Genomic DNA, 21,914 nt, shown 5'->3' on the forward strand with positions numbered 1-21,914 from the left:
GTGTTTTCCATTTTTTTCATGCGAGCACGGCCGTGGCCTGCATCGTGAGCCAGCCATCGGCGTCTTCGCCCCAGAGGCTGAAGGTCTTGCCGTCCGTGCTGCCTTCGGCCGGCCTGCCGTGCACGCGGAACGGCGCAATGTCGAAGGTCGGCCGCACGGCGCGGAACTCGAAGCGCGCGAGCTGCGCGCCCGGCACATGGCGGCGCAGCAGGTCCACCAGCAGCGTCGCGATCAGCGGGCCGTGCACGATCAGGCCCGGATAACCCTCGACCTGCGTCACGTAGCGGCGGTCGTAGTGGATGCGGTGGCCGTTGAAGGTGAGCGCCGAATAGCGGAACAGCAGCACGTCGTCGGGCACGATCTCGCGGCTGAAGGCGGCGTCCTTCGGCGCCGGCGTGGGCGGCGGCGCCTTCTCGCCGGGCGCGGCCGCGGCGCGGTAGACGATGTCGTGCTCCTCGGTCAGCGCAAGGCCGCGTTCGTTGCGCACTTCATGGCGCACCAGCACGAACATCAGCTCGCCCGTGCGGCCGACCTTGTGGGTGACCGAGGCGATGGTCGAGGTGCGCTCGGCCCTGTCACCCACCTGCAGCGGGTTGCCCGGCTCCCACGCCAGCCGCCCGCCGGCCCACATGCGGCGCGGCAGCGGCACGGGCGGCAGGAAGCCGCCGCGCTTCGCATGGCCGTCCTCGCCGATCTCGGACTGGCGATGGTGCGGCAGGAAGTAGAGCCAATGCCAGAGTTCGGGCAGGCGCGTGCCGGCGGCGGGCGGTGCGTCGTCGCGGTCGAGCGTGGCCGAGAGCGCACGCACGGGAGCGGCGGTGATGTCGTCGGCCAGCGTTTCGCTGCGGCCTTGCCAGGCCTGGAGCTTCGCGAGCGTGCCGGCGTCGATCGCGCCGGGGGACTTTTCTTGGACGGAATTGATCATGGGTTCCTTCAGTCGACCGCTGCGCCGGAGGCCTTGACGATGCGTGCCCACTTGGCGAGGTCGTCCTGCAGCAGTTTCGAGAATTGATCGGGCGTGGTGGGCGGCGCGATCTCCACGCCCTGCTGTTCGAGCTTGTCGCGCAGGTCCTTCGCGGCCAGCGCCTTGCGCGTCGCGTCCTGCAGCGTGGCGAGCACCTCGGGCGGCACGCCCGCTGGCGCGAACAGGCCGATCCAGAGCGTGCCGTTGTAGCCCGGCACGGCCTCGGCGATGGCGGGCACATGGGGCAGCACCGGCGAGCGCTTGTCGCCGCTCACGGCCAGCGCGCGCAGCTTGCCGGCCTTGATGTGCGAGAGCGCCGAAGGCAGGCTCGCGAACACGATCGGCAGCTGCCCGCCGAGCACGTCGTTGAGCGCGGGCGCCACGCCCTTGTACGGCACGTGCTGCAGCGAGATGCCGGCCATGCTGTTGAGCATTTCGCCCAGCAGGTGGTTGAGCGTGCCGTTGCCGGCCGAGGCGTACTGGTAGTTGGCGCCCTTCTGCCGCGCGAGCTTCAGGAACTCGTTGAAATCCTTCGCGGGAAACGAGGGGTTGACCAGCAGCACGTTGGGCACCGCGCCGATCAGGCCCACGGGCTTGAAATCCTTCACCGGATCGAAGCCCGGGTTCCTGTAGAGCGCCGGGTTGATGGCCTGGCTGCTGCTGATGGTCATGAGCAGCATGTAGCCGTCCTTCGGGCCCTTGGCGACCAGTTGCGTGCCGATGTTGCCGCCCGCGCCCGGCCGGTTGTCGACCACCACGCTCGCGTTCATCAGCTCGCCGATCTTCTGGCCCACGAGGCGGCCCACGATGTCGTTGGTGCCGCCCGCAGCCTGCGGCACGACGAGCGTGACGGGGCGCGAGGGGTAGGGCTGCGCGGCAGCCGGAACCGCAGTGCAGAGCGCTGCCGCGGCAAGGGAAAGAAGCGCCAGTGCGCGGAATGTCATTGTCTTTGTCTCCATGGCCGCATGGTGTTCTGCCGTGGCAGCGTGCGCAATCTGCGATTTCGAAACCCAGGCTTCTGAAATACCGAAGGCTCGGGCTTTACGATGGCGCCATGCTTTTCGACCTGACCGACCTGCGCCTCTTCGTTGCCACGGCCGAGCTCGGCAATCTCACGCGCGCGGCCGAGCGGCAGCACCTGTCGCTTGCGGCGGCCAGCGCGCGCATCAAGGCGCTCGAAAACCAGGCCGGGCTGCAGCTGCTGCAGCGCGAAGCGCGCGGCGTGCGCCTGCTGCCGCCGGGGGAAGCCTTCCTGCACCACGCGCGCCTCGTGCTGCACCAGACCGAGCAGCTGCGCGCCGACCTGCTCGAATACGGCGGCGGCCTGCGCGGCCACCTGCGCGTGTTCGCCAACACCACGGCGGTGACCGATTTCCTGCCTGAAATCTTGCCGGGCTTTCTTGCGCGCAATCCGCGCATCAACGTCGACCTTCAGGAAAAACCGAATGCTCAGATCCCGCGCGGCGTGCTCGACGGCCGCGCCGACATCGGCATCGTGGCGGGCCGCGTCGACACGCTGGGCCTCGAAGCGATCCACTTCAGCACCGATCGGCTGGTGCTCGCCACCTCGCGCAAGCACCGCTTCGCGAAGCGCCGCAGGATTTCATTCGCGGAAACGCTGGATGAAGACGCAATCGGCATGCAGCAAGGCAGCACCTTGCAGACCTTTCTGGCGCAGATCACCGACAACCTCGGCAAGCGGCAGAAGCTGCGCATCCAGCTCGGCAGCTTCGACGCCATGTGCCGGATGATCGGCAGCGGCGTGGGCATTGGCGTGGTGCCGGAGTCGGCGGCGCGGCGCAATCAGGAAAGCATGCAGCTCGCGCTGATCGATCTCAGCGACGCATGGTGCGTGCGGGAGCGCTACCTGCTGGTGCGCGACCGGGCGGCACTGCCGATCTATGCGCAGGCGCTGGTCGAGACGCTGTGCCAGCACTACGCCGTGGAGCAGGCCGCTGCCGGCTGAGTGCCACAAATCAAGGACTTGCGGGCGAATTCTGAAGAAGCCGATGCCATCCCCATTTTCCGTGGACAACTTTGGGGATAACTGATGTTCTTCCTTGTAAAGGCGATCTAACTTGTTGTTTTACAAGGGGAATAATCAGTTTGCTCAAAAATTGGGCGGTGAACAAAGTGATCTGCGGCCTGCCGGGTCCGGCAGTGAGCTGTTGCTGTTGTCGTGTTCGGGGCGCGTGCACAGGCCACCGGGTACTCCCCTCCGCGAATGTCCCCCGGGGGCTGCGCCCCCTCCTCCTTGATTTCGCTGCGGGGAGCACCCGATGCCCTGTGCACCTGGGCACGCTCTGCGAACACAGCCGATCAACGGCCGCTCTGTCCAACGCTCCCGCTGATGGGGTGCCTTGCGCAGCGAAATCAAGGGGGAGGCCGAAGGCCGGAGGACATTCGCGGAGCAAGGTACCCCGTCGGCGGGAGCGCGCCCTGAATGGCCGCGCCCCCGAAAGAGAGGTGCGCGACCCGGGAGCGCAAAGACCTATCGCTCGATCGTCAGCGCCACGCCCATGCCGCCGCCGATGCACAGCGACGCAATGCCCTTCTTCGCGTTCTGGCGCTGCATCTCGTGCAGCAGCGTCACCAGGATGCGGCAGCCCGACGCGCCGATCGGGTGGCCGATGGCAATGGCGCCGCCGTTCACGTTGACCTTGTTCACGTCCCAGCCCATTTCCCTGTTCACCGCGCAGGCCTGCGCCGCGAAAGCCTCGTTGATCTCGAGCAGATCAAGGTCGGCAGCCTTCCAGCCGGCGCGCTGCAGCGCCTTGGTCGACGCGGGCACCGGGCCCATGCCCATGATCGCCGGGTCGAGGCCGGCCGTGGCGTAGCTTGCGATGCGGCCCAGCGGCTTGAGGCCGAGCGCGGCCGCCTTCTTGGCCGTCATCACCATCACGGCGGCAGCGCCGTCGTTCAGGCCCGAGGCATTGCCCGCGGTCACGCCGCCAGCCTTGTCGAACGCGGGGCGCAGGCCCGCCAGGCCTTCGGCGCTGGTCTTGCGGTTGATGAACTCGTCCTTGTCGAAGACGATCGGATCGCCCTTCTTCTGCGCAATGCTCACGGGCACGATCTCGTCCTTGAACTTGCCGGCGTCCTGCGCGGCCGCGGCCTTGGTCTGGCTGCCGAGCGCGAGCTCGTCCTGCGCGGAGCGGTCGATGCCGTACTTCTTGGCCACGTTCTCGGCCGTGATGCCCATGTGGTACTGGTTGTAGACGTCCCACAGGCCGTCCACGATCATGGTGTCGACCAGCTTCCAGTCGCCCATGCGCTGGCCGTTGCGCGAATTGGGCAGCACGTGCGGCGCGGCGCTCATGTTCTCCTGGCCGCCGGCAATCACGATCTCGCTGTCGCCCGTGGCCACGGCCTGCGCCGCGAGCATCACGGCCTTCAGGCCCGAACCGCACACGGCGTTGATGGTGAGCGCCGGCGTTTCCTTGGCGCCGCCGCTCTTGAGCCATGCCTGGCGCGCGGGGTTCTGGCCCGCACCGGCGGCCAGCACCTGGCCCATGATGGCTTCGCCGACCTGGTCGGCCGTGAGATTGGCGCGCGCGATCACTTCCTTGATCACGAGGGCGCCCAGCTCGGTGGCTGCAATGCCGGCAAGCGAGCCGCCGAACTTGCCGACCGCCGTGCGTGCGGCCGAAACGATGACGATGTCTTCCATGAGGTTCTCCGTTGAAGTGATTTGAATTGAAGCGGTGCGGGTAACTCGTGCGTGTGTGTCCGGGATCAGGCCCTGGCCTTGACGTAGCGTCCCGGCGCCGGCTCGATGGCCTTGTAGGCCTTGCCGTTGCCGTAGGCCTTGGGTGCCGGGACCTGCTTGCCCGCATGGTCCTTGAGCCATTGGGCCCAGTCGGTCCACCAGCTGCCGGGATGCTCGGTGGCGCCGGCCAGCCATTCGGCCTGGGTCTTGGGGAACTTGCCGTCCTCGCGCGTCCAGTGGCTGCGCTTTTTCTTGGCGGGCGGATTGATCACGCCCGCGATGTGGCCCGAGGCGCCCATGACGAAGCGCTTCTTGCCGGGCAGCAGCTGCGTGGACGCATAGGCGCCGCCGATCGGCACGATGTGGTCTTCGCGCGAGCCGTAGATATAGGCCGGGATGTCGATCCTGCCGAGGTCGATCTTCTCGCCGCAGACCGTGAGCGCATTGGGCTTGGCGAGCTTGTTCTCGTGGTACGTGTTGCGCAGGTACCAGGTGTAGAACGGGCCCGGCAGGTTGGTGGCGTCGCTGTTCCAGTAGAGCAGGTCGAAGGGCGGCGGGGTCTCGCCCTTCAGGTAGTTGCCGACCACGTAGTTCCAGACCAGGTCGTTGGGCCGCAGGAAGCTGAAGGTCGAGGCCAGGTCCATGCCCGGCAGCAGGCCGCCCTTGCCCAGCTGCATTTCGCGGTACGCCACCATCGCCTCGTCCACGAAGATGTCGAGGATGCCGGTGTCGCTGAAGTCGAGAAAGGTGGTGAGCAGCGTGACCGAGGCGGCCGGCTTTTCGCCGCGCGCCGCGAGCACGGCCAGCGCTGTGCTCAGGATGGTGCCGCCCACGCAGAAGCCCAGCGCGTTGATCTGCTTGCTCCCGCCGATCTCCTGCACGAGGTGGATCGCCTTGATGGCGGCATTCTCGATGTAGTCGTCCCAGGTGGCGTGGGCCAGCGACTCGTCGGGGTTGCGCCAGCTCACCACGAACACGCGGTGGCCCTGCTCGTTGGCATAGCGGATCAGGGAGTTCTCGGGCTGCAGGTCGAGGATGTAGAACTTGTTGATGCACGGCGGCACCAGCAGGAACGGCCGCTCATAGACCTTGGCCGTGAGCGGTTTGTATTCGAGCAGTTGGAAATACTCGTTCTCGAACACCACGGCGCCCTCGGTGGTGGCCACGTTGCGCCCCACTTCGAAGGCGCTTTCGTCGGTCATGCTGAGGTGGCCCTGCTTCACGTCGTGCAGCAGGTTCTGGATGCCCTTGGCAATGCTCTCGCCCTGCGTGTCGATGGCTTTCTTCTGCGCCTCTGCGTTGAAGGCGAGCGAGTTGCTGGGCGATGCGGCCGCCATCCATTGCTCGACCGCAAAGCGCATGCGCGCCTTGGTCTTTTCGTCGGCGTCGATGGCCTCGGCCATGCTGAGCAGGGTGCGGCCATTGAGCAGGTAGACCGCCGCCGAGAAGGCCGCGAGCGGGTTGCTGCCCCAGGCTTCGCCGGCAAAGCGCCTGTCGCCCTCGGGCCTGGCGTCGAAGCCGCGGCGCCAGAGTTCGGTGGCCTCGGCCATGTATTGCTGCTGGATCGATTGCAGCTTCTCGGGCGCGATGGAGACTTTCGGCAATTCAGGCAGCGTTGCCCCCGGAGGCAATTGCCACAGCGGCGTGCCGCCGCCGTTGAAGGCCGAGGCCCCCTGTACGGCGGACTGCTGGAGCGATTCCAGCGCCTTGGTCCATCCCTCCGAAAGAGCCTGCTGGAAGGGCGCGAACGCGTCGGCCCCCGTTGCTTGTTGCTTCATCATGTCTCCTGGTCCTCACCTGAATCGATACGGATGGCTTGCGTATTTTGAGTATCCTGCATTTCGCAAGGCGCCCACAACGCTCCCCGCTCACTTACCGACTGAAACTTCTTGTGTTCATCCACCTGATCGTGATTGGCTGGCTCTACGTCGCCCTGATGATGGCCGTGGCCGAAGCCACCAACACCACCGGCACCGTGCTGGGTGCCATCTTCACATTTCTTTTGTACGGATTGGCGCCTGTCGCACTGGTGGTTTACCTGATGGGGACGCCGGGGCGGCGCCGCGCGATCAGGGAGCGCGAGGAAAAGGCACAGGAAGAAGCGCGCCGCGCCGCGAGCGAGGCGGCCGCAGCGGCAGGCGCGGACTCAGGCCTTCCAGACCAGCGCGGCGAAACGCCCGCTGACGCCGTCCCGCCGGTGCGAAAAGAACCGTGACGGGTTGGCGACGGTGCACCACGCGTCGCTGCCGTCGTTGCCATGCACCGATTCCACGCCGGCTGCACAGAGGCGCTGGCGCGCGAGCGCGGGCAGGTCGGCCAGCCACTTGCCGGGCGCCGCCGCGGGCAGGAAGCAGCGCGCAGCCTCGGGCGCATGCGCCTCGAACGCAGCCTTGACCTCGGGCCCGACCTCAAAGGCACGGGGCCCGATGCACGGGCCGAGCCAGGCCATGACCCTGCCGCCGCCCTGCGCGGGCTCGAAGCACCGGGCCGCCGCCTCGAGCACGCCGCCGGCCAGGCCGCGCCAGCCGGCATGCGCGGCCGCCACCCGCTGGCCCGATTCGTCGGTGAAGAGCACGGGCAGGCAGTCGGCCACCATGATGGTGCAGGCCACGCCGGTGGCCGTGGCGGTGCAGGCATCGGCCGGCGTGCCGTCGCCCGCCCCGCCCGCCTCGGCATCGAGCGCCACCAAGCCGGTGCCGTGCACCTGCTGAAGAAAGACCGGCCGCGCGCCGCCGATGGCCTGCGCCAGGCGATGGCGGTTTTCGGCGACGTGGGCGGCCAGGTCGCCCACGTGGTCGCCCAGGTTGAGGCTCTGGTAGCGGCCCTGCGAGACACCGCCCTCGCGCGTGGTGCACACGGCCCGCACGTTGGGCGGCGCCGGCCAGTCGGGCACGAGCCAGTGCGCGTCGTCCATGGCGGCGGGCGCGTTCAGGCTTCCGCGTCGGGGCACTGCGAAGGCTGGGCGCGCTGGAAGGCGTCGAGCTCCATGCAGGCCTCGAAGGCGGCCATGGTGCGCGGCAATCCGCTGAAGTCGCAGTCGAAGCGGCGGCCGTTGAAGATCTGCGGCACCAGGCAGCAGTCGGCCAGCGTGGGCGTGTCGCCATAGCAGAACCGGCCGCCCGGATGCTGCGCGAGCTGGCGCTCGAAGGCCAGCATGCCGTCGCGCACCCAATGGCGGTACCAGGCGTTCTTGGCCTCGTCGTCGAGCTTGAGCTCCTTCACCAGGTACTTGAGCACGCGCAGGTTGTTGAGCGGATGGATCTCGCAGGCGATGGATTCCGCCAGCGCGCGCACATGGGCGCGGCCCACCGGATCGTGCGGCAGCAGCGCCGGCTCGGGGTGGGTTTCGTCCAGGTATTCGATGATGGCCATCGATTGCGAAAAGCGCTCGCCCTCGTCCTCGAGCAGCGGCACCAGCATGTCGGCCGAAATGGCCGAGAACGGCCCCGTGCGGTGCTCGCCGCGGGCGATGTGCACCGGGATGTAGTCGAACTCCAGGCCCTTCAGGTGGAGCGCGATGCGCACGCGGAACGACGAGGACGATCGGAAGTAGTTGTGCAGCTTCATCATCCCGCAAGCATAGCGCCGCACCGGCAGCCCGTGCCTGCCTCTGGCACACTGCCGTTTTTTCTCCGTTCCGCTGAAAAGGACAGACGCAATGGCTTCCGAGTTTGTTTTCGCCCCGCCCGCGACCGTTTCGATCCCCGTGGTCGGCCAGCCGGCCCGTTTTCCGGTGCACCGCATCTACTGCGTGGGCCGCAACTACGAGGACCACGCCAAGGAAATGGGTTTCACCGGGCGCGAGCCGCCCTTCTTCTTCATGAAGCCGGCCGACGCGCTGGTGGTGGTCGATGCGGGCCAGACCGGCACCATGGCCTACCCCACGCTCACGAAGAACCTGCACCACGAGATCGAGCTCGTGGTGGCGATCGGCACCGGCGGCAAGAACATTGCGGCGGCCGATGCGCACAAGCACATCTACGGCTATGCCGTGGGCCTGGACATGACGCGGCGCGACCTGCAGAACGACATGAAGAAGCAGGGCCGCCCCTGGGACATCGGCAAGGGCTTCGAGCAGAGCGCGCCCATCGGCCCGATCGTGCCGGTGGCCGAGGCCGGCGATGCCGAGAACGCCGAGATCTCGCTGCAGGTCAACGGCACCGACCGCCAGCGCAGCACCGTGAGCAAGCTGATCTGGAACGTGGCCGAAACCATCGAGCACCTGTCGGCCGCGTGGGAGCTGCAGCCCGGCGACCTGATCTACAGCGGCACGCCCGAAGGCGTGGCGGCGGTGGTGGCGGGCGACACGCTGGTGGGCGAAGTAGCCGGCTTGCCCAAGTTGGCGGTCAAGATCGTCTGACGCCGCGGCTCCCCGCTCCATGATCCTGCGCGTACCCATCAAGCACTGCAAGAACTGCGGCACCGCCGTGGTCTACCGCGTCCCCGACGACGGCGACACCAAGGAGCGCGCGGTCTGCCCGGCCTGCAGCACCGTCCACTACGAGAACCCGCTGAACGTGGTGGGCACCATTCCCGTGCTCGGCGACAAGGTGCTGCTGTGCAAGCGCAACATCGAGCCGCGCTGGGGCAAGTGGACGCTGCCGGCGGGCTTCATGGAGCTGGGCGAAACCGCGGCCCAGGGCGCGGCCCGCGAGACCGACGAAGAGGCCGGCGCCCATTACGAGATGCAGGGCCTGTTCGCGGTGATCAGCGTGGTGCGCGTGGGCCAGGTGCACCTGTTCTACCGCGCCCGCCTGCTCGACGACCGCTTCGACCCGGGCCACGAGACCATCGAGGCCCGGCTCTTCACCGAGGAAGAAATTCCCTGGGAAGAGATCGCCTTTCGCACCGTGCGCGAGGCGCTCGAACACTTCTTCGAAGACCGGCGGCGCGGCAGCTTCGACCGCGTGCACGAACTCAGCATCGTTTGAAACACCACCCCATGACCCAGGCCTCCCGCGCTCCCCTCCTCCTTCGCGGCGCCTTCGCATGCGGCCTGGCGCTGGCGGGCCTGGCGCTGGCCTTCGCCGCGCATGCGGAAACGGTGGGCGACGTGGACACCGCCTTCAAGCTCATCGGCCCCGATCACAAGATCGTGGTGGAGGCCTACGACGACCCCAAGGTGAACGGCGTGACCTGCTATGTCTCGCGCGCCAAGACCGGCGGGCTGGCGGGCGCCTTCGGCGTGGCGGAGGACAAGTCGGAAGCCTCCATTGCCTGCCGCCAGGTCGGGCCGGTCAGCATCGTGCAGCCGCTTCCAAAGCGCGAAGAGGTCTACAGCGAGCGGCTGTCGATCCTGTTCAAGCGGCTGCGCGTGGTGCGCATGGTCGACGCCAGGCGCAACACGCTGGTCTATCTCACCTACTCCGACCTGCTGATCGAAGGCTCGCCGAAGAACAGCGTGACGGCGGTGCCGATCGACCGCGGCACGCCCATTCCGCTCAAGTAGACCCGGCCCCGGCGGAGTTTGCTAGCATGGACGAGGTGGCTCGCCCGGCGCGCCGACCGCGGGAACCCTCAGCAACGAATTCGTTCCAACAGAGCCATGCACCTTCAGACTTTTGCCCTTCGTACCGGCGCCGCGCTCCTGGTGGCTGCCGGCCTGGCCGCCTGCACCACGCCGCAGCCGCCCGCGCGGCCCGGCGTCGTCATTCCGCCGCCCGTGCAGCAGCCCCTGGCCATGTTCATCCGGCCCGCCGCCGGCACCACCATTGCCCGCTTCGACGGCGTGCGCAACAAGGGGCTCGACATTGCAGGCAACCTGGGCGATCCCATCGTGGCCTCGGCCGATGGCCGCGTGGTGTACGTGGGCGGCGAGCTGCGCAGCTACGGCAACATGGTCATCATCAAGCACAACGAGACCTTTCTCACCGCCTACGCCCATGCGCAGACCATCCTCGTGAAGGAAAACGCGGTGGTGCGGCAAGGCCAGAAGATCGCCGAAATGGGCAAGAGCGAAACCGACCGCGTGAAGCTGCATTTCGAGATCCGCAAGAACGGCACCGCCGTCGATCCCGAGCCCTACCTGAACGGCCGCCTGCAGCAGTAGCACCTGCCGGCCCGCGCTACAGCAGGCTCTCGGGCACCAGCGGGGCGAACAGCTCCAGCTTCCAGCGCGCCCAGAAATCCGTTTCCGGCTCCACGTGCAGGATGGTGTCGGCGCCATCGCCCGAGGCCGGGCTCACCCACTCGATGCCGCCGCGCGGCCCCAGCTGCAGCTGGTAGGCGCCGTCCAGCCGGATGAAACCGATCAGGCTGGTGAGCTGCTGGGCAATCTGCGGGCTGAAGATGAACAGGCCGATCTCGGTGTTGTGCAGCATCGAGCGCGGATCGAAGTTCATCGAGCCGATGAACACCATGCTGCGGTCGACCACGGCCGACTTGCCGTGCAGCCGGCCACTGGCCGAACCGTAGATGCCGAAGCGCTTGGTCTGCTCCACGCGCTTGGGGCTCAGCTCGTAGAGCTCCACGCCCAGGGCGAGCATTTCGGGCCGGTAGTGGCGATAGCCGATGTGCACCAGCGATTCGTCCGTGGCGGCCAGCGAATTGGTCACGATGGTGTAGCTCACGCCGCGCTGCCGCACGAGGCGGATCGTCTCCATGCCGCCGCGCCCCGGAATCAGGTAGGGCGTGGTCTGCAGGATCTCCTGCTGGGCTCCGCGCAGGTAGCGCCGCACGTTGTAGAGCACGCTGTCGGTCGATTCGTCGGCCGGCAGTCCGCGGGCTTCGGGCGGCCCGAGTGCCTTGGCGGGCGCATCGGCATAGGCTTCGGCGCGCGCCCAGACCAGCGACAGCGCACCCTCGCCCAGGTCCTTGGCGAGCGCGTTGTTGCCCAGCAGGTCGGTGGAAGTCAGCGGCTCGGGATGCAGCGTGTCCGGCCCGGCAGTCATCTGCTCGAAGCGTTCGCGCAGCTGCTGCGGCGTGGCCCCGCCATTGGAGACCAGCGACTCGATCGGGTAGACGTACGGGCTGTTCCAGTACATGTCGAACAGCGACGACAGCCGCGGCACGACCGTGCCGGCCACCAGCGTGTCGATGTCGATGAAGTTGGAGCCGCCATCGCGCAGGAAGTATTCGTTGGCGATGTTGCGCCCGCCCATGACCGCCATCGTGTTGTCCACCACGAACAGCTTGTTGTGCATGCGCCGGTGCACCCGGTCGAAGTCGAGCAGCGACGCCGCCCAGCGCGTGCCCAGCAGGCCGCGGCCGGCCGGGAAGGGATTGAAGAAGCGCACCTCCACGTTCGGATGCGCCGCGAAGCCCGCGAACAGCGGATCGGCGCCCGCGGTGTAGAGATCGTCCACCAGCAGGCGCACGCGCACGCCGCGGTCGGCCGCGTCGCGCAGCGTGCGCAGCAGGTAGCGGCCGGTTTCGTCGTTCTGCACCAGGTAGTACTGCACGTCGATCGAGCGCTGGGCGCGGCGCGCGAGCTCGATGCGCGCATGCAGCGAATACTGCGGCATCGGCAGCAGCCGGAAGCCGCTCAGCCCCTGCCCCGGCGGCGAGGCCGCTGCCACCAGGCGCCCCAGCATGGTGTCGGCGCCATCGGTGATGGCCACCGAAGGCTTGCGCTCCACCCCAGCCGGCAGCCCCGCGCAGCCGCCCAGGAGCAGCAGGGCCAAGCCGAGCAGCAACAGCCAGGGCGCGCGCGCCAGGCGCAGGCCAAGCCAGCCGGTTGGCGGGGCGGAACGTCGTGGATTGAAGGGGAAGTCTTCGGCCATCGGTGGGGTGCCATGCGCAACGTGCGCATGGTGGCCGGTTTCTACCATGGCCGCGGGCGGAGCATGCGCTCATGGAGTCCTCCTACACCATCGGCAAAGGCAAGCTGACGCATTCGCCGGCCGGCGCGTTCCACATTCGTTCGAGGAAACGAAGGACAAGGCCGGCCGGTCCGGCGCCACTCAGCGAGGTGATGGGATGACGAAGAAGAACGAAGCGCTGGCTCGCCTGGACGGCAAGCTCACGATGATCGGCTTCGGCTCCATCGGCCAGGCGCTGCTGCCTTTGCTGTTGCGCCATTTCGGACTCAAGGCGGCGGACATCAGGATCGTGAAGCCGGGCGAAGACCGCAGCGGCCTGGCAAAGCAGCTGGGCGTGGAGGTCATTCCGGTGCGGCTCGAGGAAGGCAACTTTGCCGCCGTGCTGGAGCCGCTGGTGGACAAGGGCGACTTCCTGGTCAACCTCTCGGTCGACGTGTCGAGCCTGGCGCTCATCAAGCTCTGCCGCGAACGCGGCGCGCTCTACCTGGACACCTGCAACGAGCCCTGGGGCGGCCGCTACGACGATCCCGCGCTTCCGCCTTCGCGCCGCTCGAACTACAGCCTGCGCGAAGAGGTGCTGGCCTGGCGCCTGGACAAGCGCAGCGGGCCCACGGCAGTGATCACGCAGGGCGCGAACCCGGGGCTGGTCTCGGCGCTGCTCAAGCAGGCACTGCTGAACATCGCGGCCGACACGCATGCCGAGCTCGAAGCCATGCCGTCGAGCTACGAGGACTGGGCAGCGCTCGCGCAGCAGCTGGGCATCAAGGTGGTGCACATCGCCGAGCGCGACACCCAGGTTGCGAAGGAGCGCAAGCAGCGCGGCGAGTTCGTCAACACCTGGTCGGTGCAGGGCTTCGCCGACGAGGGCCTGCAGCCCGCCGAGCTGGGCTGGGGAACGCACGAGCGGCACTGGCCGGCCGATGCCGCGCGGCACGGCTTCGGCAGCGATGCGGCCATCTACCTGAAACGCCCCGGCATCGGCACGCGGGTGCGCAGCTGGACGCCGCTGGAAGGCCCCTACCACGGCTTCCTGGTGACGCATGCCGAATCGATTTCCATTGCCGACCACCTGACGCTGCGCAAGGACGGCCAGGTGGTGTACCGCCCCACGGTGCACTACGCCTATCACCCGTGCGACGACGCCGTGCTCTCGCTGCACGAGATGGCGGGAAAGAACTGGCAGCTGCAGCACCGCCAGCGGATCGTGCGCGACGAGATCGCCGAAGGCATGGACGAGCTAGGCGTGCTGCTGATGGGCAACCCCAAGGGGGCCTACTGGTACGGCTCGCGGCTCACCATCGAGCAGGCGCGCGAACTGGCGCCCGCCAACAGCGCCACCAGCCTGCAGGTGGTGGCCGGCATCCTGGGCGGCATGTCGTGGGCGCTGCGCCATCCCGACGCGGGCCTTGTGGAGCCGGACGACCTGGACCACCGCGTGGTGCTGGAAGCCGCCATGCCCTACCTCGGAGAAGTGGCGGGCGTGTATGGCGACTGGACGCCGCTGAAGGAACGCAGCCCGCTCTTCGACGAGGAGAAGGACGAAGACGACCCCTGGCAGTTCATCAACTTCCGGGTGGCCTGATTGCTGCTGCGCAAAGAACTCGGCGTCGTCGAGAACTCCTACTACGAAGCCAGCGTGCAACGGGCGGCGCGCTTCGAACCCGCGCGCCCGCTCGAAGGCATTGCCACCGCCGACGTCTGCGTGGTGGGCGGCGGGCTCGCGGGGCTGTCGGCCGCGCTCGAGCTTGCCATGCGCGGCTACGCGGTGGTGCTGCTGGAGGCGCAGCGCGTGGGCTGGGGTGCCTCGGGCCGCAACGGCGGCCAGGTGATCGTGGGCTTCGGCGCCGACGGCGAAGAGGCCATCGAAAAGCAGTTCACGCCCGAGGATGCGCGGCGCGCCTGGGACATATCGGTCGAGGGCCTGGATCTGCTGCAGGACCGCATCGCGAGCCATGCGATCGACTGCGACTGGCAGGCCGGCTACCTGAACCTGTCGGTCAAGCCCGCGAAGTCGCGCGCGCTGCGTGAATGGATGGACCACGTGGGCCGCGTCCACGGCTATCCGCTCCAATGGCTCGGGCCCGGCGAGGTCGCGCAGTGCGTGGACAGCAAGCGCTTCGACGGCGGCACCTTCGATGTGCGCTCGGGCCATCTGCATCCGCTGAAGTATTCGCTGGGCCTGGCGTCCGCGGCGCGCGCGGCCGGCGCGCAGCTGCACGAGAACTCGGCCGCGCAGGTGATCGAGCGCGGCGCGCGGCCCGTCGTCAAGACCGCGCAGGGCGAGGTGCGCTGCAGCTTCGTGGTGCTGGCGGGCAACGTCTACCTGGCCGAGTACGGCGACGACGTGGCGCCCGAGGTCTCGTCGCGCATCATGCCGGTGGGCACCTACATGATCGCGACCGAGCCGATGGAGCCGGCGCGCGCCGATGCGCTCATGCGCGGCAGGCCGGCCGCGTCGGACACCAACTTCGTGCTCGACTACTTCCGGCTGAGCGCCGACCATCGCCTGCTGTTCGGCTCGGGCGACAGCTACAGTGCGCGGACGCCGCGCAACCTCATCGAGAAGATCCGCAAGAGCATGCTCGCGGTGTTTCCGCAGCTGGCGGACCTGGGCATCGACCACGCATGGGGCGGCTTCGTCGACATCACGATGAACAAGGCGCCCGACTTCGGGCGCATCGGCACCAACATCTACTACCTGCAGGGCTTCTCGGGCCACGGCCTGGCGCTCACGGGCATGGCGGGCAAGCTGGCGGCCGAGGCCATCGCGGGCCAGGCGGAGCGCTTCGACCTGTTCGCGCGCATCGGGCACCACGCCTTTCCGGGCGGCACCCTGCTGCGCACGCCAGCGCTGGTGCTGGGGATGATGTACTACCGGCTGCGGGACTTTCTCTAGCCGGCGTCCACCACCAGCGCCCCGATCTCGCGCGCCGGATGCCGGTGCCTGGCGAGAGCCGCGACGAAGGCCTCGATGGTGGATTCGAAATTCTCCGCCGTGCCGCGCAGCACGCCCGGGTCCGCGTCGCCCGACGGCAGGGTCTCCGGAATCTTCGCCTCGGCCAGCAGCGTGGCCGAGGCTCCGAGCGCGAGAATGGTCTTGCCGTGCTGGTACTGGTCCTTGATGAACTGCTCGGTATAGGCATGGGCGGAGAGAAGCTCCACGCCTTCGGCGCCATCGGGCAGCACCAGCGCATCGAACAGGAAGCCGGGTTCGTTTTCCATCGAAGCGTCGGCTTCCATCGTCTCGCCCTCGGCCGTGCGGAACGGTCCGATACGCGGTCCCACCAGGCGGCCGACGGCGCCTTCGGCCAGCAGCGCCGCCTGGATGGCGGCGATCTGCTCGCCCTGCACGCCGTCCGCCACCAGCAGCGCCACCTTGCGCGTGCGCACGGACCCATCGCCGGGCCGCGCCGTGAGCGACAGTGCGTGCGAATGCGTGACCTCCGGATTTACAGGCTGCGCAAGTGCGCGAGGCAGCGCAGGCGGCACCGGAATGCCGAGCCCGTCGGCCACCTGCTGCGCGAGCAGCGGCGATGCATTGACGAGGCTCGCCACCATGCGCTCGCGCACGGCAGGCACGGTGCACTTGGAGAGCTCGAAGCGGAACGCCGCCGCGATGTGGGCCTGCTCGGTGGGCGTCTGGCTTTCGAAGAAGAGCGTGGCCTGCGTGTAGTGGTCGGCAAACTTCTCGGGCTTGCCGCGCACCTTGTCCTGCTCCGCGCGCTGCGGAAAAGTCATGAAGCCGGCCGAAGCCCCGGCCTGGAACGGACAGCCGCCGCCCAGCGAGTTGGGCTCGTAGGCCGCACGGCCGCGGTGGATGGCCTGGCGGTGCATGCCGTCGCGCTGGTTGTTGTGCACCTGCGCCATCGGCGCGTTGATCGGCAGCTCATGGAAGTTCGGCCCGCCCAGGCGCGTGATCTGCGTGTCGACGTAGGAGTGGATGCGCCCGGCCAGCAGCGGGTCGTTGGTGAAGTCGATGCCCGGCACCACGTGCGCGGCGCAGAAGGCCACCTGCTCGGTCTCGGCAAAAAAATTGTCGGGATTGCGGTTGAGCACCAGGCGCCCCACGGGCGTGAGCGGCACCAGTTCCTCGGGCACGATCTTGGTGGCGTCGAGCACGTCGAAGCTGAAGGCCTCGGCCTCTTCCTCGGTGAAGATCTGCAGGCCGAGTTCCCATTCCGGAAACTCCCCGGCCTCGATGGCTTCCCACAGGTCGCGGCGGTGGAAGTCGGGGTCGGCGCCCGAGATCTTCACGGCCTCGTCCCACATCAGTGAATGCGTTCCGAGCACCGGCGACCAGTGGAACTTGCAGAACACCGAATCGCCGGCCTCGTTCACGAGCCGGAAGGTGTGCACGCCAAAGCCCTGCATCATGCGGTAGCTGCGCGGAATGGCGCGATCGGACATGTGCCACATCAGCATGTGGGTCGACTCGGGCATGAGCGAGACGAAGTCCCAGAAGGTGTCGTGCGCGCTCGCGGCCTGCGGCATCTGGTGATGCGGCTCCGGCTTCACGGCGTGGACCAGGTCGGGAAACTTCATGGCGTCCTGGATGAAGAACACGGGCATGTTGTTGCCCACCAGGTCCCAGTTGCCTTCGTCCGTGTAGAACTTGACGGCAAAGCCGCGCACGTCGCGCGCCGTGTCCTTGGAGCCGCGCTCGCCGGCCACGGTGGAAAAGCGCACGAACACCGGCGTGATCTTTCCGCCTTCGCGCAGCGGCGCCGCCTTGGTGAACTGCGGGATGCCTTCGTAGCATTCGAAGTAGCCGTGGGCGCCCGAACCGCGCGCATGCACGATGCGCTCGGGAATGCGCTCGTGGTCGAAGTGGGTGATCTTCTCGCGCAGGATGAAGTCTTCGAGCAGCGCGGGGCCGCGCAGGCCGGCCTTGAGCGAATTCTGGTTGTCCGCGATGGGCACGCCCTGGTTGGTGGTGAGCCGCTGGCCGCCAGAGTCGACGCGCACCCGGTCCAGCGATTCGATGGTGGCATTCAGGCCCGGCATGGCCATGCCGCCGGCCTTCTCCGAGTTGATCTCTTCGGACAAGGTGCTGGCCGTTGCCGCGGACGACAGCGGCTGCACGGTCTGGCCGGCGGGCGGGCGCAGCGCGTTGTCCATGCCGTGCTCCAACGGCTTGTTCGCATTGAAAGGCATGCCTGCGGCCAGCGCCTGCGCATGCGCGGCTTTTTGCGAGGGCGGATCGGGCGGCGGCCCCCCCGGCAGGTGCGCGGCGCCGCTGTCGGTGTTGCGGGCGGCCGCCGCTGCGCTGGTGGCGGCGCTGCCGGATTCGGGAGGAGAAGGTGTTCTGGAAGGCGGCATTGAAACTCCGTTCGATGGGATGGCGGGGCAGGGTTCAGCGGGGCGCGCGCTCGCGCGGCACCTTGCCCTCGGCCGCGAGCTGCAGCACGCCCTCGGCAAACTTCATGAGTTCGTCCGAGAGCGGCGCGCCCGGCGCGAGAACGCCCACGCGCTCGGCCAGGGCCTGGAATGCGGCGCGCGGTGACTCGGGCGCGGCAGGCACGGGAATGTTGCTGTCTTCGGGCATGGGACGGCCTCTGCTGGTGCCTCAGGTGCGCGCGTGGTGCGCGTGGGGCCAGCGCAGATGGCCGGAACGCCGCGCGAGCAGCAGCCCGGCCGCAGCCAGCCCGACCATCGCAATGGCGGCCGTGTTGCCGGATGCCGCACGGCCCATGTCGAGCGCGATCTCGCCGGTGCGCGGCCCGGCAAGCTGCAGCCGGCGCTTGGTCATCTGCGCGCCCAGCTCGCCGAGCCGGTCGGGCAGCAGCTTCTCGGCGGTCGGCAGCAGGATGGTTTCCTCGTCGGCCACGTGGTGCATCACGTCGCGCATCAGCGCCGAGAGGGTTTCGTCATAGTCGCGCGCTTCGGGCTCCATGGCGCGAAGCAGGCCGATGAGGCGGCGCATCTCGGAATGCTCCTCGAGCGCCTTGGTGATGCGTTCGTCGTCCTCGCAGACCTTGCGCATCTCGGGATAGAAGATTTCTTCCTCGAGCTGCGCATGGATCTCGAGCGCGGTGCAGATGGTGTTGACCAGCCCTTTCTTCACCCGTTCCGGCGCGCCGGCCTTGTACTGGTGGAAGGTGGAGAGCACGTGCGTGTGGTCCAGGCGAATCATGTTGGTCGCCGTGGGAAAGAGCCGGGAGACGATGTTGGTCATGTGGAACTCCAGGGTAGGACGCCCCCCGAAGCGCCTGCGGCGCCTCCCCCCACTGGGGGACGCACCCGGTGGCCCGGCGGAGCCGGTTCCACGGGTGCGCTGGACTGGGTCGTCGGGTGTTGTGTGCGGCGCCCGGTCAGGCGGCGGCGGTGAGCTCTTCCATGAGCTCTTCCTTGCGCGCGGCGAGCTGCTCGCGCATGGCCACCAGGTCGAGCCCCCTGGCGGCGCGTGCCTTGACGAAGATCTCGTTGCGCTCTTCCTTCACGTGGTGGTCGATGTATTCGCCGAGCACGATGACCTTGGCATCGAACTTGTCGTCCACCTCGGTCGCGGCTTCGATCTGCGCGATCAGCTCCTTGGCGCTGGTGTGCTCGACCTCGGCTTCGTCCAGAAGATCGGTTTCGCTGATCGCCTCGCGCACGGCCGGGTAGAAGATCTCTTCCTCGATCTGGGCATGGACGGTCAGCTCGGTGCAGATCTGGTTGGCGAGTTCGCGCTTCTTCTGCTGCACGTCGGCGGCGCGCGAATGGGTCAGTTCCTCGTACGCCTTGAACATCTTCTTGACGTTGCGGTGGTCGGTATCGAGAAGGCTGCATGCATCGGGTGCTGCGCGCTTGGTGGAGTTGGGCATCGTGGGCTCCGGTTGGGTTGATGGAAGCCGAACGATGAAAGGGCTGCCGGCGCCGCGGCGTAGGAAAGCTCCCTGAGTGCGCGTAGCAAGGCGCACTACTCGTGCTGCGCGTAGCAAGGCGCACTACTCGTGCGCGTTGCCGCGCTGGGCCAGCAGGCAGCCGGCCGCCAGCCCCAGGGCAAAGAGGCCGTAGACCGCCCCCAGGGAGCGCTTCGAAAGGTGGTGCTCGAAGCCCGGCCTGAGCCGGTGCGGCGTGATCGTGTAGTCCACCGCGCAGGCCAGCGCGGTGGCGGCGCCGGCGCTCGCGAGCGCCGCGGGAGCCGACTGCGCGGGATGCCGGCTGGCATGCAGCCAGCCATAGATCAGCGCCCAGAAGATGGCGCTCGCATGGTGCGTGGCATAGCCGAGCGCGGTGTGCTTCAGCGTGGGGCCGCGCACATCGAAGGCCCGGTCGCCCCAGAGCCAGTGGCTGGTGGCATTGGTCGGCGCCACCAGGCTGCCGGCCTCGCGGCGGCCGCACAGCATCAGCGCGGCGGTGGAGGCGAAGCTTGCAAGGGTTCCCGCGACGAGGCCGGTCCGCAGCGTCGAGCGTTGCCTTTCGCTCAGGGTCAGGGCGGGGGTTTGCATAGGAAACCTGTCTTTCTATGCGGGACTCGCGGAGACGGGCCGCGTCATGGTGCCGGTCGCCCGGGCGCCCAGCGTCATCTCCGTCATCCAGGAGACGAGGAGTTGTCCATAGGCTTGGCGGTGCGCCTGCTTCGACAGCGCATGGTCGGCCCCCGAAATGACGCGGTAGGTCGCGGAGCGCACGCGCTTGAAGGCACCCAGGTAGTTCTCGATGACCGGGTGCGGCACGATCTGGTCGTGCTCCGATTCCACGATCAGCACGTCGCCCGTGAAGGCCTCGCAGGCCGCGAGCGCCCGGTTGTCGCGCGGGCCCACCAGGGTGCGGCGGTAGGCCACGAGGTCGGGCCGGCTCAGCTGGCCCTTGGGCGCGAGCCACTCGCGGTCGCGGTAGAGCGCCGGCGCCCGCAGCGCGAGCCAGCGCACCGGCCGCATGGTGCTGACCAGCGCCGCCAGGTAGCCGCCGTAGCTGCTGCCGACGATGGCAATGGCCTGCGGGTCGACGGTGGGGTGGCTGATGAGCGTGTCGTAGGCCGCGAGCACGTCGCGCAGGTTGTCCTCGCGCGTGACCTCCTGGCGCAGCGAGGCATGGCGCGCATGGCCGCGCAGGTCGAAGGTGAGGCAGACGCAGCCGAGCGCGGCAATCTCGTGCGCGCGCGCGATGTACTGCTCCTGGCTGCCATCCCAGCCATGGACCAGGAGAACGCCGGGCACCATCGTGGAGGCGGCAACCAGCGTTCCGGCAATGTGCTGGCCGTCTACGGATATGTCTATGAAGTTATGTCGTGTCGCTGTCATATGGCTGGAACAATGCGTATTTGGCGAGCGGCCCGATCTGCGAGTCGACGCCGCGGTAGTGCACCGTTGCGCCCGCCGGGATCGCCGGCGCCTCACCATACGCCTCGAAGCAGGAGATGCGCACGCGCTCGAGCGCCGGGTCGCGCCAGAAGCATTCGAGCGCGACCATTTCGGCCCCGGTGGCGCCGCCCACGCGCCACGACTGCTCGAGCACGCCCGAGCGCCAGGCGCCGTCCGCGCCCAGGCCCTGCGCCACGTCGTAGTTCACGCGCGACGCAAAGAAGCCCGGGTAGCACTCGATCACCGCATGGTGGTAGCGCCGCGCCTGCTCGATCGCCAGGCAAAGCGCCGGCGGCGGGCTGGTGATGGCCAGCAGCGCATCGAAGTTGCCGCGCACGAGCGTCAGGTCGGAGCCGCCGTAGACGTTCTGGCCGGTGTTGTCGAGCGTCATCCGCTGGCGGCCGAAGTAGCTCACGATCATCTGGTCGACCAGCACCTGCCCGACGCTGTAGGTTTCCGGCTTGGCGAGGTTCTCTTCGAGCACCACGCCGTGCAGCGCGATCTCGCTCTCGTCCATGGCCGCGAGGCAGCGGTCCAGGGCTTCGGCATCGGCGGCCATCGCCTGGCCGCGCCCGCCGGTGGCGCACACCGGCTTGATGCGCACCGCGCCGCTTTCCAGCAGGTGGCGCCCGGCCCATCGCGCGTCCTCGACCGAGAACGCCGAAAAGCCGCCGAGCACCGCCTGCGACACGGCGGGGGCGAAGGCCGGCTCCCATCCCTCGGGACAGGCCGCCGCCCTGCCCACCAGCGGGTGCGTGATCGCCTTGGTGGCAACGAAGGGGTGCGGAACCACGCCGCCGAACAGGTCGTGCAGCGTCGAGATGCCGAGCGAGCGCGCAAGCTGCGTGCTGGCGATGGTGTCGCTCGGCACGAAGTACAGCGGCGTGCTCTCGTGGGCGCGCGAGGCGTCGTATTCGCCCGCGTAGCGGAACTGCTTCAGCGCTGCGAGCCGCTGCGCGAAATTGCTGCGCGTGGCCCGTTCGTGATCGCTGCCGTAGGCCTGCGGGTCCGCGCTCCAGACCACGACGCTGCCGCCGGTGCTCTTGAGGACCGTGTCCACGAGGGCGACTCCGGAGCTGAAAAGGGTGTCCATGGCATGGGCCCGGGCTTAGCGGTGCGCCTCCGGGCAGATGCCGGAGGAAGCGCCGGTGACAAGGGCAACAAGGGCAAGAGGCCGGGTGAAAGCGGATCTG

The 21,914-nt window shown here is 68.3% G+C and carries 22 protein-coding genes; 8 read left to right on the forward strand and 14 right to left on the reverse strand.

The genetic code is table 11. The features are described 5' to 3' along the window. Window positions 1-16 precede the first annotated feature (16 nt). A complete protein-coding gene (locus VPA02S_RS02365) occupies window positions 17-925 on the reverse strand; it encodes an HTD2 family dehydratase (protein WP_155736544.1) in 909 nt (302 codons plus the stop codon). Window positions 926-933: 8 nt separating this feature from the next. After that, on the reverse strand, window positions 934-1,908 hold the full coding sequence (locus VPA02S_RS02370) for a tripartite tricarboxylate transporter substrate binding protein (protein ID WP_062361896.1): 975 nt from the start codon (window positions 1,906-1,908) through the stop codon (window positions 934-936). Window positions 1,909-2,018: 110 nt separating this feature from the next. Here VPA02S_RS02370 and VPA02S_RS02375 point away from each other — a divergent pair, with 110 nt between their 5' ends. Then, complete coding sequence (locus tag VPA02S_RS02375; RefSeq protein ID WP_018902868.1) at window positions 2,019-2,930, forward strand: LysR family transcriptional regulator; 912 nt, start codon at window positions 2,019-2,021, stop codon at window positions 2,928-2,930. Window positions 2,931-3,455: 525 nt separating this feature from the next. Here VPA02S_RS02375 and VPA02S_RS02380 read toward each other — a convergent pair. Both VPA02S_RS02380 and phaC read right to left on the reverse strand, forming a co-directional pair. After that, the gene (locus tag VPA02S_RS02380) at window positions 3,456-4,634 is read right to left on the reverse strand and encodes an acetyl-CoA C-acetyltransferase (RefSeq protein WP_018902869.1); all 1,179 of its coding nucleotides are present in this window, start codon (window positions 4,632-4,634) and stop codon (window positions 3,456-3,458) included. A gap of 65 nt (window positions 4,635-4,699) precedes the next feature. Beyond that, a complete protein-coding gene (gene phaC, locus VPA02S_RS02385; RefSeq protein WP_062361897.1) occupies window positions 4,700-6,451 on the reverse strand; it encodes a class I poly(R)-hydroxyalkanoic acid synthase in 1,752 nt (583 codons plus the stop codon). A gap of 113 nt (window positions 6,452-6,564) precedes the next feature. Here phaC and VPA02S_RS02390 point away from each other — a divergent pair, with 113 nt between their 5' ends. Then, window positions 6,565-6,888 (forward strand): hypothetical protein, encoded by a 324-nt coding sequence (locus VPA02S_RS02390; RefSeq protein ID WP_018902871.1) that lies wholly within the window; start codon window positions 6,565-6,567, stop codon window positions 6,886-6,888. On the opposite strand, the gene pgeF is transcribed toward VPA02S_RS02390, so the two are convergent. Together pgeF and maiA are read right to left on the reverse strand one after the other, a co-directional pair. Continuing rightward, entirely contained in the window at window positions 6,820-7,587 is a 768-nt protein-coding gene (gene pgeF, locus VPA02S_RS02395; protein WP_062361899.1) for a peptidoglycan editing factor PgeF, read from the reverse strand. The two genes, VPA02S_RS02390 and pgeF, sit on opposite strands and share 69 nt — an antisense overlap. A gap of 14 nt (window positions 7,588-7,601) precedes the next feature. Then, window positions 7,602-8,240: a maleylacetoacetate isomerase gene (maiA, locus tag VPA02S_RS02400; RefSeq protein ID WP_026283796.1), complete on the reverse strand. Its 639-nt coding sequence runs from the start codon at window positions 8,238-8,240 to the stop codon at window positions 7,602-7,604. Window positions 8,241-8,331: 91 nt separating this feature from the next. On the opposite strand from maiA, the gene VPA02S_RS02405 reads away from it, so the two are divergent. The 4 genes from VPA02S_RS02405 to VPA02S_RS02420 all read left to right on the forward strand — a co-directional run bounded on the left by VPA02S_RS02405 (window position 8,332) and on the right by VPA02S_RS02420 (window position 10,722). Continuing rightward, window positions 8,332-9,033, forward strand: a complete 702-nt coding sequence (locus VPA02S_RS02405; RefSeq protein ID WP_018902872.1) for a fumarylacetoacetate hydrolase family protein — start codon at window positions 8,332-8,334, stop codon at window positions 9,031-9,033. 19 nt (window positions 9,034-9,052) lie between these two features. Continuing rightward, window positions 9,053-9,604: an NUDIX hydrolase gene (locus VPA02S_RS02410; protein WP_018902873.1), complete on the forward strand. Its 552-nt coding sequence runs from the start codon at window positions 9,053-9,055 to the stop codon at window positions 9,602-9,604. Between the two features lie 11 nt (window positions 9,605-9,615). Next, window positions 9,616-10,122 (forward strand): CreA family protein, encoded by a 507-nt coding sequence (locus VPA02S_RS02415; RefSeq protein ID WP_012747147.1) that lies wholly within the window; start codon window positions 9,616-9,618, stop codon window positions 10,120-10,122. A 96-nt stretch (window positions 10,123-10,218) separates the two neighbouring features. Further along, window positions 10,219-10,722 carry a murein hydrolase activator EnvC family protein gene (locus VPA02S_RS02420; RefSeq protein WP_012747146.1) on the forward strand — a complete coding sequence of 168 codons (504 nt, stop codon included), beginning with the start codon at window positions 10,219-10,221 and terminating at the stop codon, window positions 10,720-10,722. A gap of 16 nt (window positions 10,723-10,738) precedes the next feature. On the opposite strand, the gene VPA02S_RS02425 is transcribed toward VPA02S_RS02420, so the two are convergent. After that, window positions 10,739-12,394: a phospholipase D family protein gene (locus tag VPA02S_RS02425; protein ID WP_018902874.1), complete on the reverse strand. Its 1,656-nt coding sequence runs from the start codon at window positions 12,392-12,394 to the stop codon at window positions 10,739-10,741. 196 nt (window positions 12,395-12,590) lie between these two features. Here VPA02S_RS02425 and VPA02S_RS02430 point away from each other — a divergent pair, with 196 nt between their 5' ends. Further along, the gene (locus tag VPA02S_RS02430; protein WP_018902875.1) at window positions 12,591-14,015 is read left to right on the forward strand and encodes a homospermidine synthase; all 1,425 of its coding nucleotides are present in this window, start codon (window positions 12,591-12,593) and stop codon (window positions 14,013-14,015) included. Next, a complete protein-coding gene (locus VPA02S_RS02435; protein WP_012747142.1) occupies window positions 14,016-15,329 on the forward strand; it encodes an NAD(P)/FAD-dependent oxidoreductase in 1,314 nt (437 codons plus the stop codon). It begins immediately after the preceding gene. Here the strand turns inward: VPA02S_RS02435 and VPA02S_RS02440 are convergent. The 7 genes from VPA02S_RS02440 to VPA02S_RS02470 all read right to left on the reverse strand — a co-directional run bounded on the left by VPA02S_RS02440 (window position 15,326) and on the right by VPA02S_RS02470 (window position 21,781). Further along, a complete protein-coding gene (locus VPA02S_RS02440) occupies window positions 15,326-17,752 on the reverse strand; it encodes a catalase (protein ID WP_012747141.1) in 2,427 nt (808 codons plus the stop codon). The two genes, VPA02S_RS02435 and VPA02S_RS02440, sit on opposite strands and share 4 nt — an antisense overlap. Before the next feature lie 34 nt (window positions 17,753-17,786). Further along, window positions 17,787-17,978, reverse strand: a complete 192-nt coding sequence (locus VPA02S_RS02445; RefSeq protein WP_018902877.1) for a hypothetical protein — start codon at window positions 17,976-17,978, stop codon at window positions 17,787-17,789. A gap of 21 nt (window positions 17,979-17,999) precedes the next feature. Then, complete coding sequence (locus tag VPA02S_RS02450) at window positions 18,000-18,608, reverse strand: hemerythrin domain-containing protein (protein WP_012747140.1); 609 nt, start codon at window positions 18,606-18,608, stop codon at window positions 18,000-18,002. 136 nt (window positions 18,609-18,744) lie between these two features. Beyond that, window positions 18,745-19,239: a hemerythrin domain-containing protein gene (locus VPA02S_RS02455; protein WP_012747139.1), complete on the reverse strand. Its 495-nt coding sequence runs from the start codon at window positions 19,237-19,239 to the stop codon at window positions 18,745-18,747. A 123-nt stretch (window positions 19,240-19,362) separates the two neighbouring features. Beyond that, window positions 19,363-19,866 (reverse strand): hypothetical protein, encoded by a 504-nt coding sequence (locus VPA02S_RS02460; RefSeq protein ID WP_012747138.1) that lies wholly within the window; start codon window positions 19,864-19,866, stop codon window positions 19,363-19,365. Between the two features lie 15 nt (window positions 19,867-19,881). Continuing rightward, a complete protein-coding gene (locus VPA02S_RS02465) occupies window positions 19,882-20,661 on the reverse strand; it encodes an alpha/beta hydrolase family protein (RefSeq protein ID WP_012747137.1) in 780 nt (259 codons plus the stop codon). Next, the gene (locus VPA02S_RS02470; RefSeq protein WP_230537698.1) at window positions 20,642-21,781 is read right to left on the reverse strand and encodes a DUF3182 family protein; all 1,140 of its coding nucleotides are present in this window, start codon (window positions 21,779-21,781) and stop codon (window positions 20,642-20,644) included. The genes VPA02S_RS02465 and VPA02S_RS02470 overlap by 20 nt, the downstream gene beginning before the upstream one ends. Window positions 21,782-21,914 lie beyond the last annotated feature (133 nt).

Origin of the sequence: Variovorax paradoxus NBRC 15149 (assembly GCF_001591365.1) — a bacterium.
GTDB lineage: Bacteria > Pseudomonadota > Gammaproteobacteria > Burkholderiales > Burkholderiaceae_C > Variovorax > Variovorax paradoxus.

Bases quoted from the DNA above. Each gene is read 5' to 3' on its own strand.
- maiA (WP_026283796.1), bottom strand. From the start codon at position 8,240: ATGAAGCTGCACAACTACTTCCGATCGTCCTCGTCGTTCCGCGTGCGC.
- VPA02S_RS02430 (WP_018902875.1), top strand. From the start codon at position 12,591: ATGACGAAGAAGAACGAAGCGCTGGCTCGCCTGGACGGCAAGCTCACG.
- VPA02S_RS02425 (WP_018902874.1), bottom strand. From the start codon at position 12,394: ATGGCCGAAGACTTCCCCTTCAATCCACGACGTTCCGCCCCGCCAACC.
- pgeF (WP_062361899.1), bottom strand. From the start codon at position 7,587: ATGGACGACGCGCACTGGCTCGTGCCCGACTGGCCGGCGCCGCCCAAC.
- VPA02S_RS02455 (WP_012747139.1), bottom strand. From the start codon at position 19,239: ATGCCCAACTCCACCAAGCGCGCAGCACCCGATGCATGCAGCCTTCTC.
- VPA02S_RS02440 (WP_012747141.1), bottom strand. From the start codon at position 17,752: ATGCCGCCTTCCAGAACACCTTCTCCTCCCGAATCCGGCAGCGCCGCC.
- VPA02S_RS02410 (WP_018902873.1), top strand. From the start codon at position 9,053: ATGATCCTGCGCGTACCCATCAAGCACTGCAAGAACTGCGGCACCGCC.
- VPA02S_RS02380 (WP_018902869.1), bottom strand. From the start codon at position 4,634: ATGGAAGACATCGTCATCGTTTCGGCCGCACGCACGGCGGTCGGCAAG.
- phaC (WP_062361897.1), bottom strand. From the start codon at position 6,451: ATGAAGCAACAAGCAACGGGGGCCGACGCGTTCGCGCCCTTCCAGCAG.
- VPA02S_RS02370 (WP_062361896.1), bottom strand. From the start codon at position 1,908: ATGACATTCCGCGCACTGGCGCTTCTTTCCCTTGCCGCGGCAGCGCTC.
- VPA02S_RS02405 (WP_018902872.1), top strand. From the start codon at position 8,332: ATGGCTTCCGAGTTTGTTTTCGCCCCGCCCGCGACCGTTTCGATCCCC.
- VPA02S_RS02415 (WP_012747147.1), top strand. From the start codon at position 9,616: ATGACCCAGGCCTCCCGCGCTCCCCTCCTCCTTCGCGGCGCCTTCGCA.
- VPA02S_RS02460 (WP_012747138.1), bottom strand. From the start codon at position 19,866: ATGCAAACCCCCGCCCTGACCCTGAGCGAAAGGCAACGCTCGACGCTG.
- VPA02S_RS02420 (WP_012747146.1), top strand. From the start codon at position 10,219: ATGCACCTTCAGACTTTTGCCCTTCGTACCGGCGCCGCGCTCCTGGTG.
- VPA02S_RS02465 (WP_012747137.1), bottom strand. From the start codon at position 20,661: ATGACAGCGACACGACATAACTTCATAGACATATCCGTAGACGGCCAG.
- VPA02S_RS02365 (WP_155736544.1), bottom strand. From the start codon at position 925: ATGATCAATTCCGTCCAAGAAAAGTCCCCCGGCGCGATCGACGCCGGC.
- VPA02S_RS02445 (WP_018902877.1), bottom strand. From the start codon at position 17,978: ATGCCCGAAGACAGCAACATTCCCGTGCCTGCCGCGCCCGAGTCACCG.
- VPA02S_RS02450 (WP_012747140.1), bottom strand. From the start codon at position 18,608: ATGACCAACATCGTCTCCCGGCTCTTTCCCACGGCGACCAACATGATT.
- VPA02S_RS02375 (WP_018902868.1), top strand. From the start codon at position 2,019: ATGCTTTTCGACCTGACCGACCTGCGCCTCTTCGTTGCCACGGCCGAG.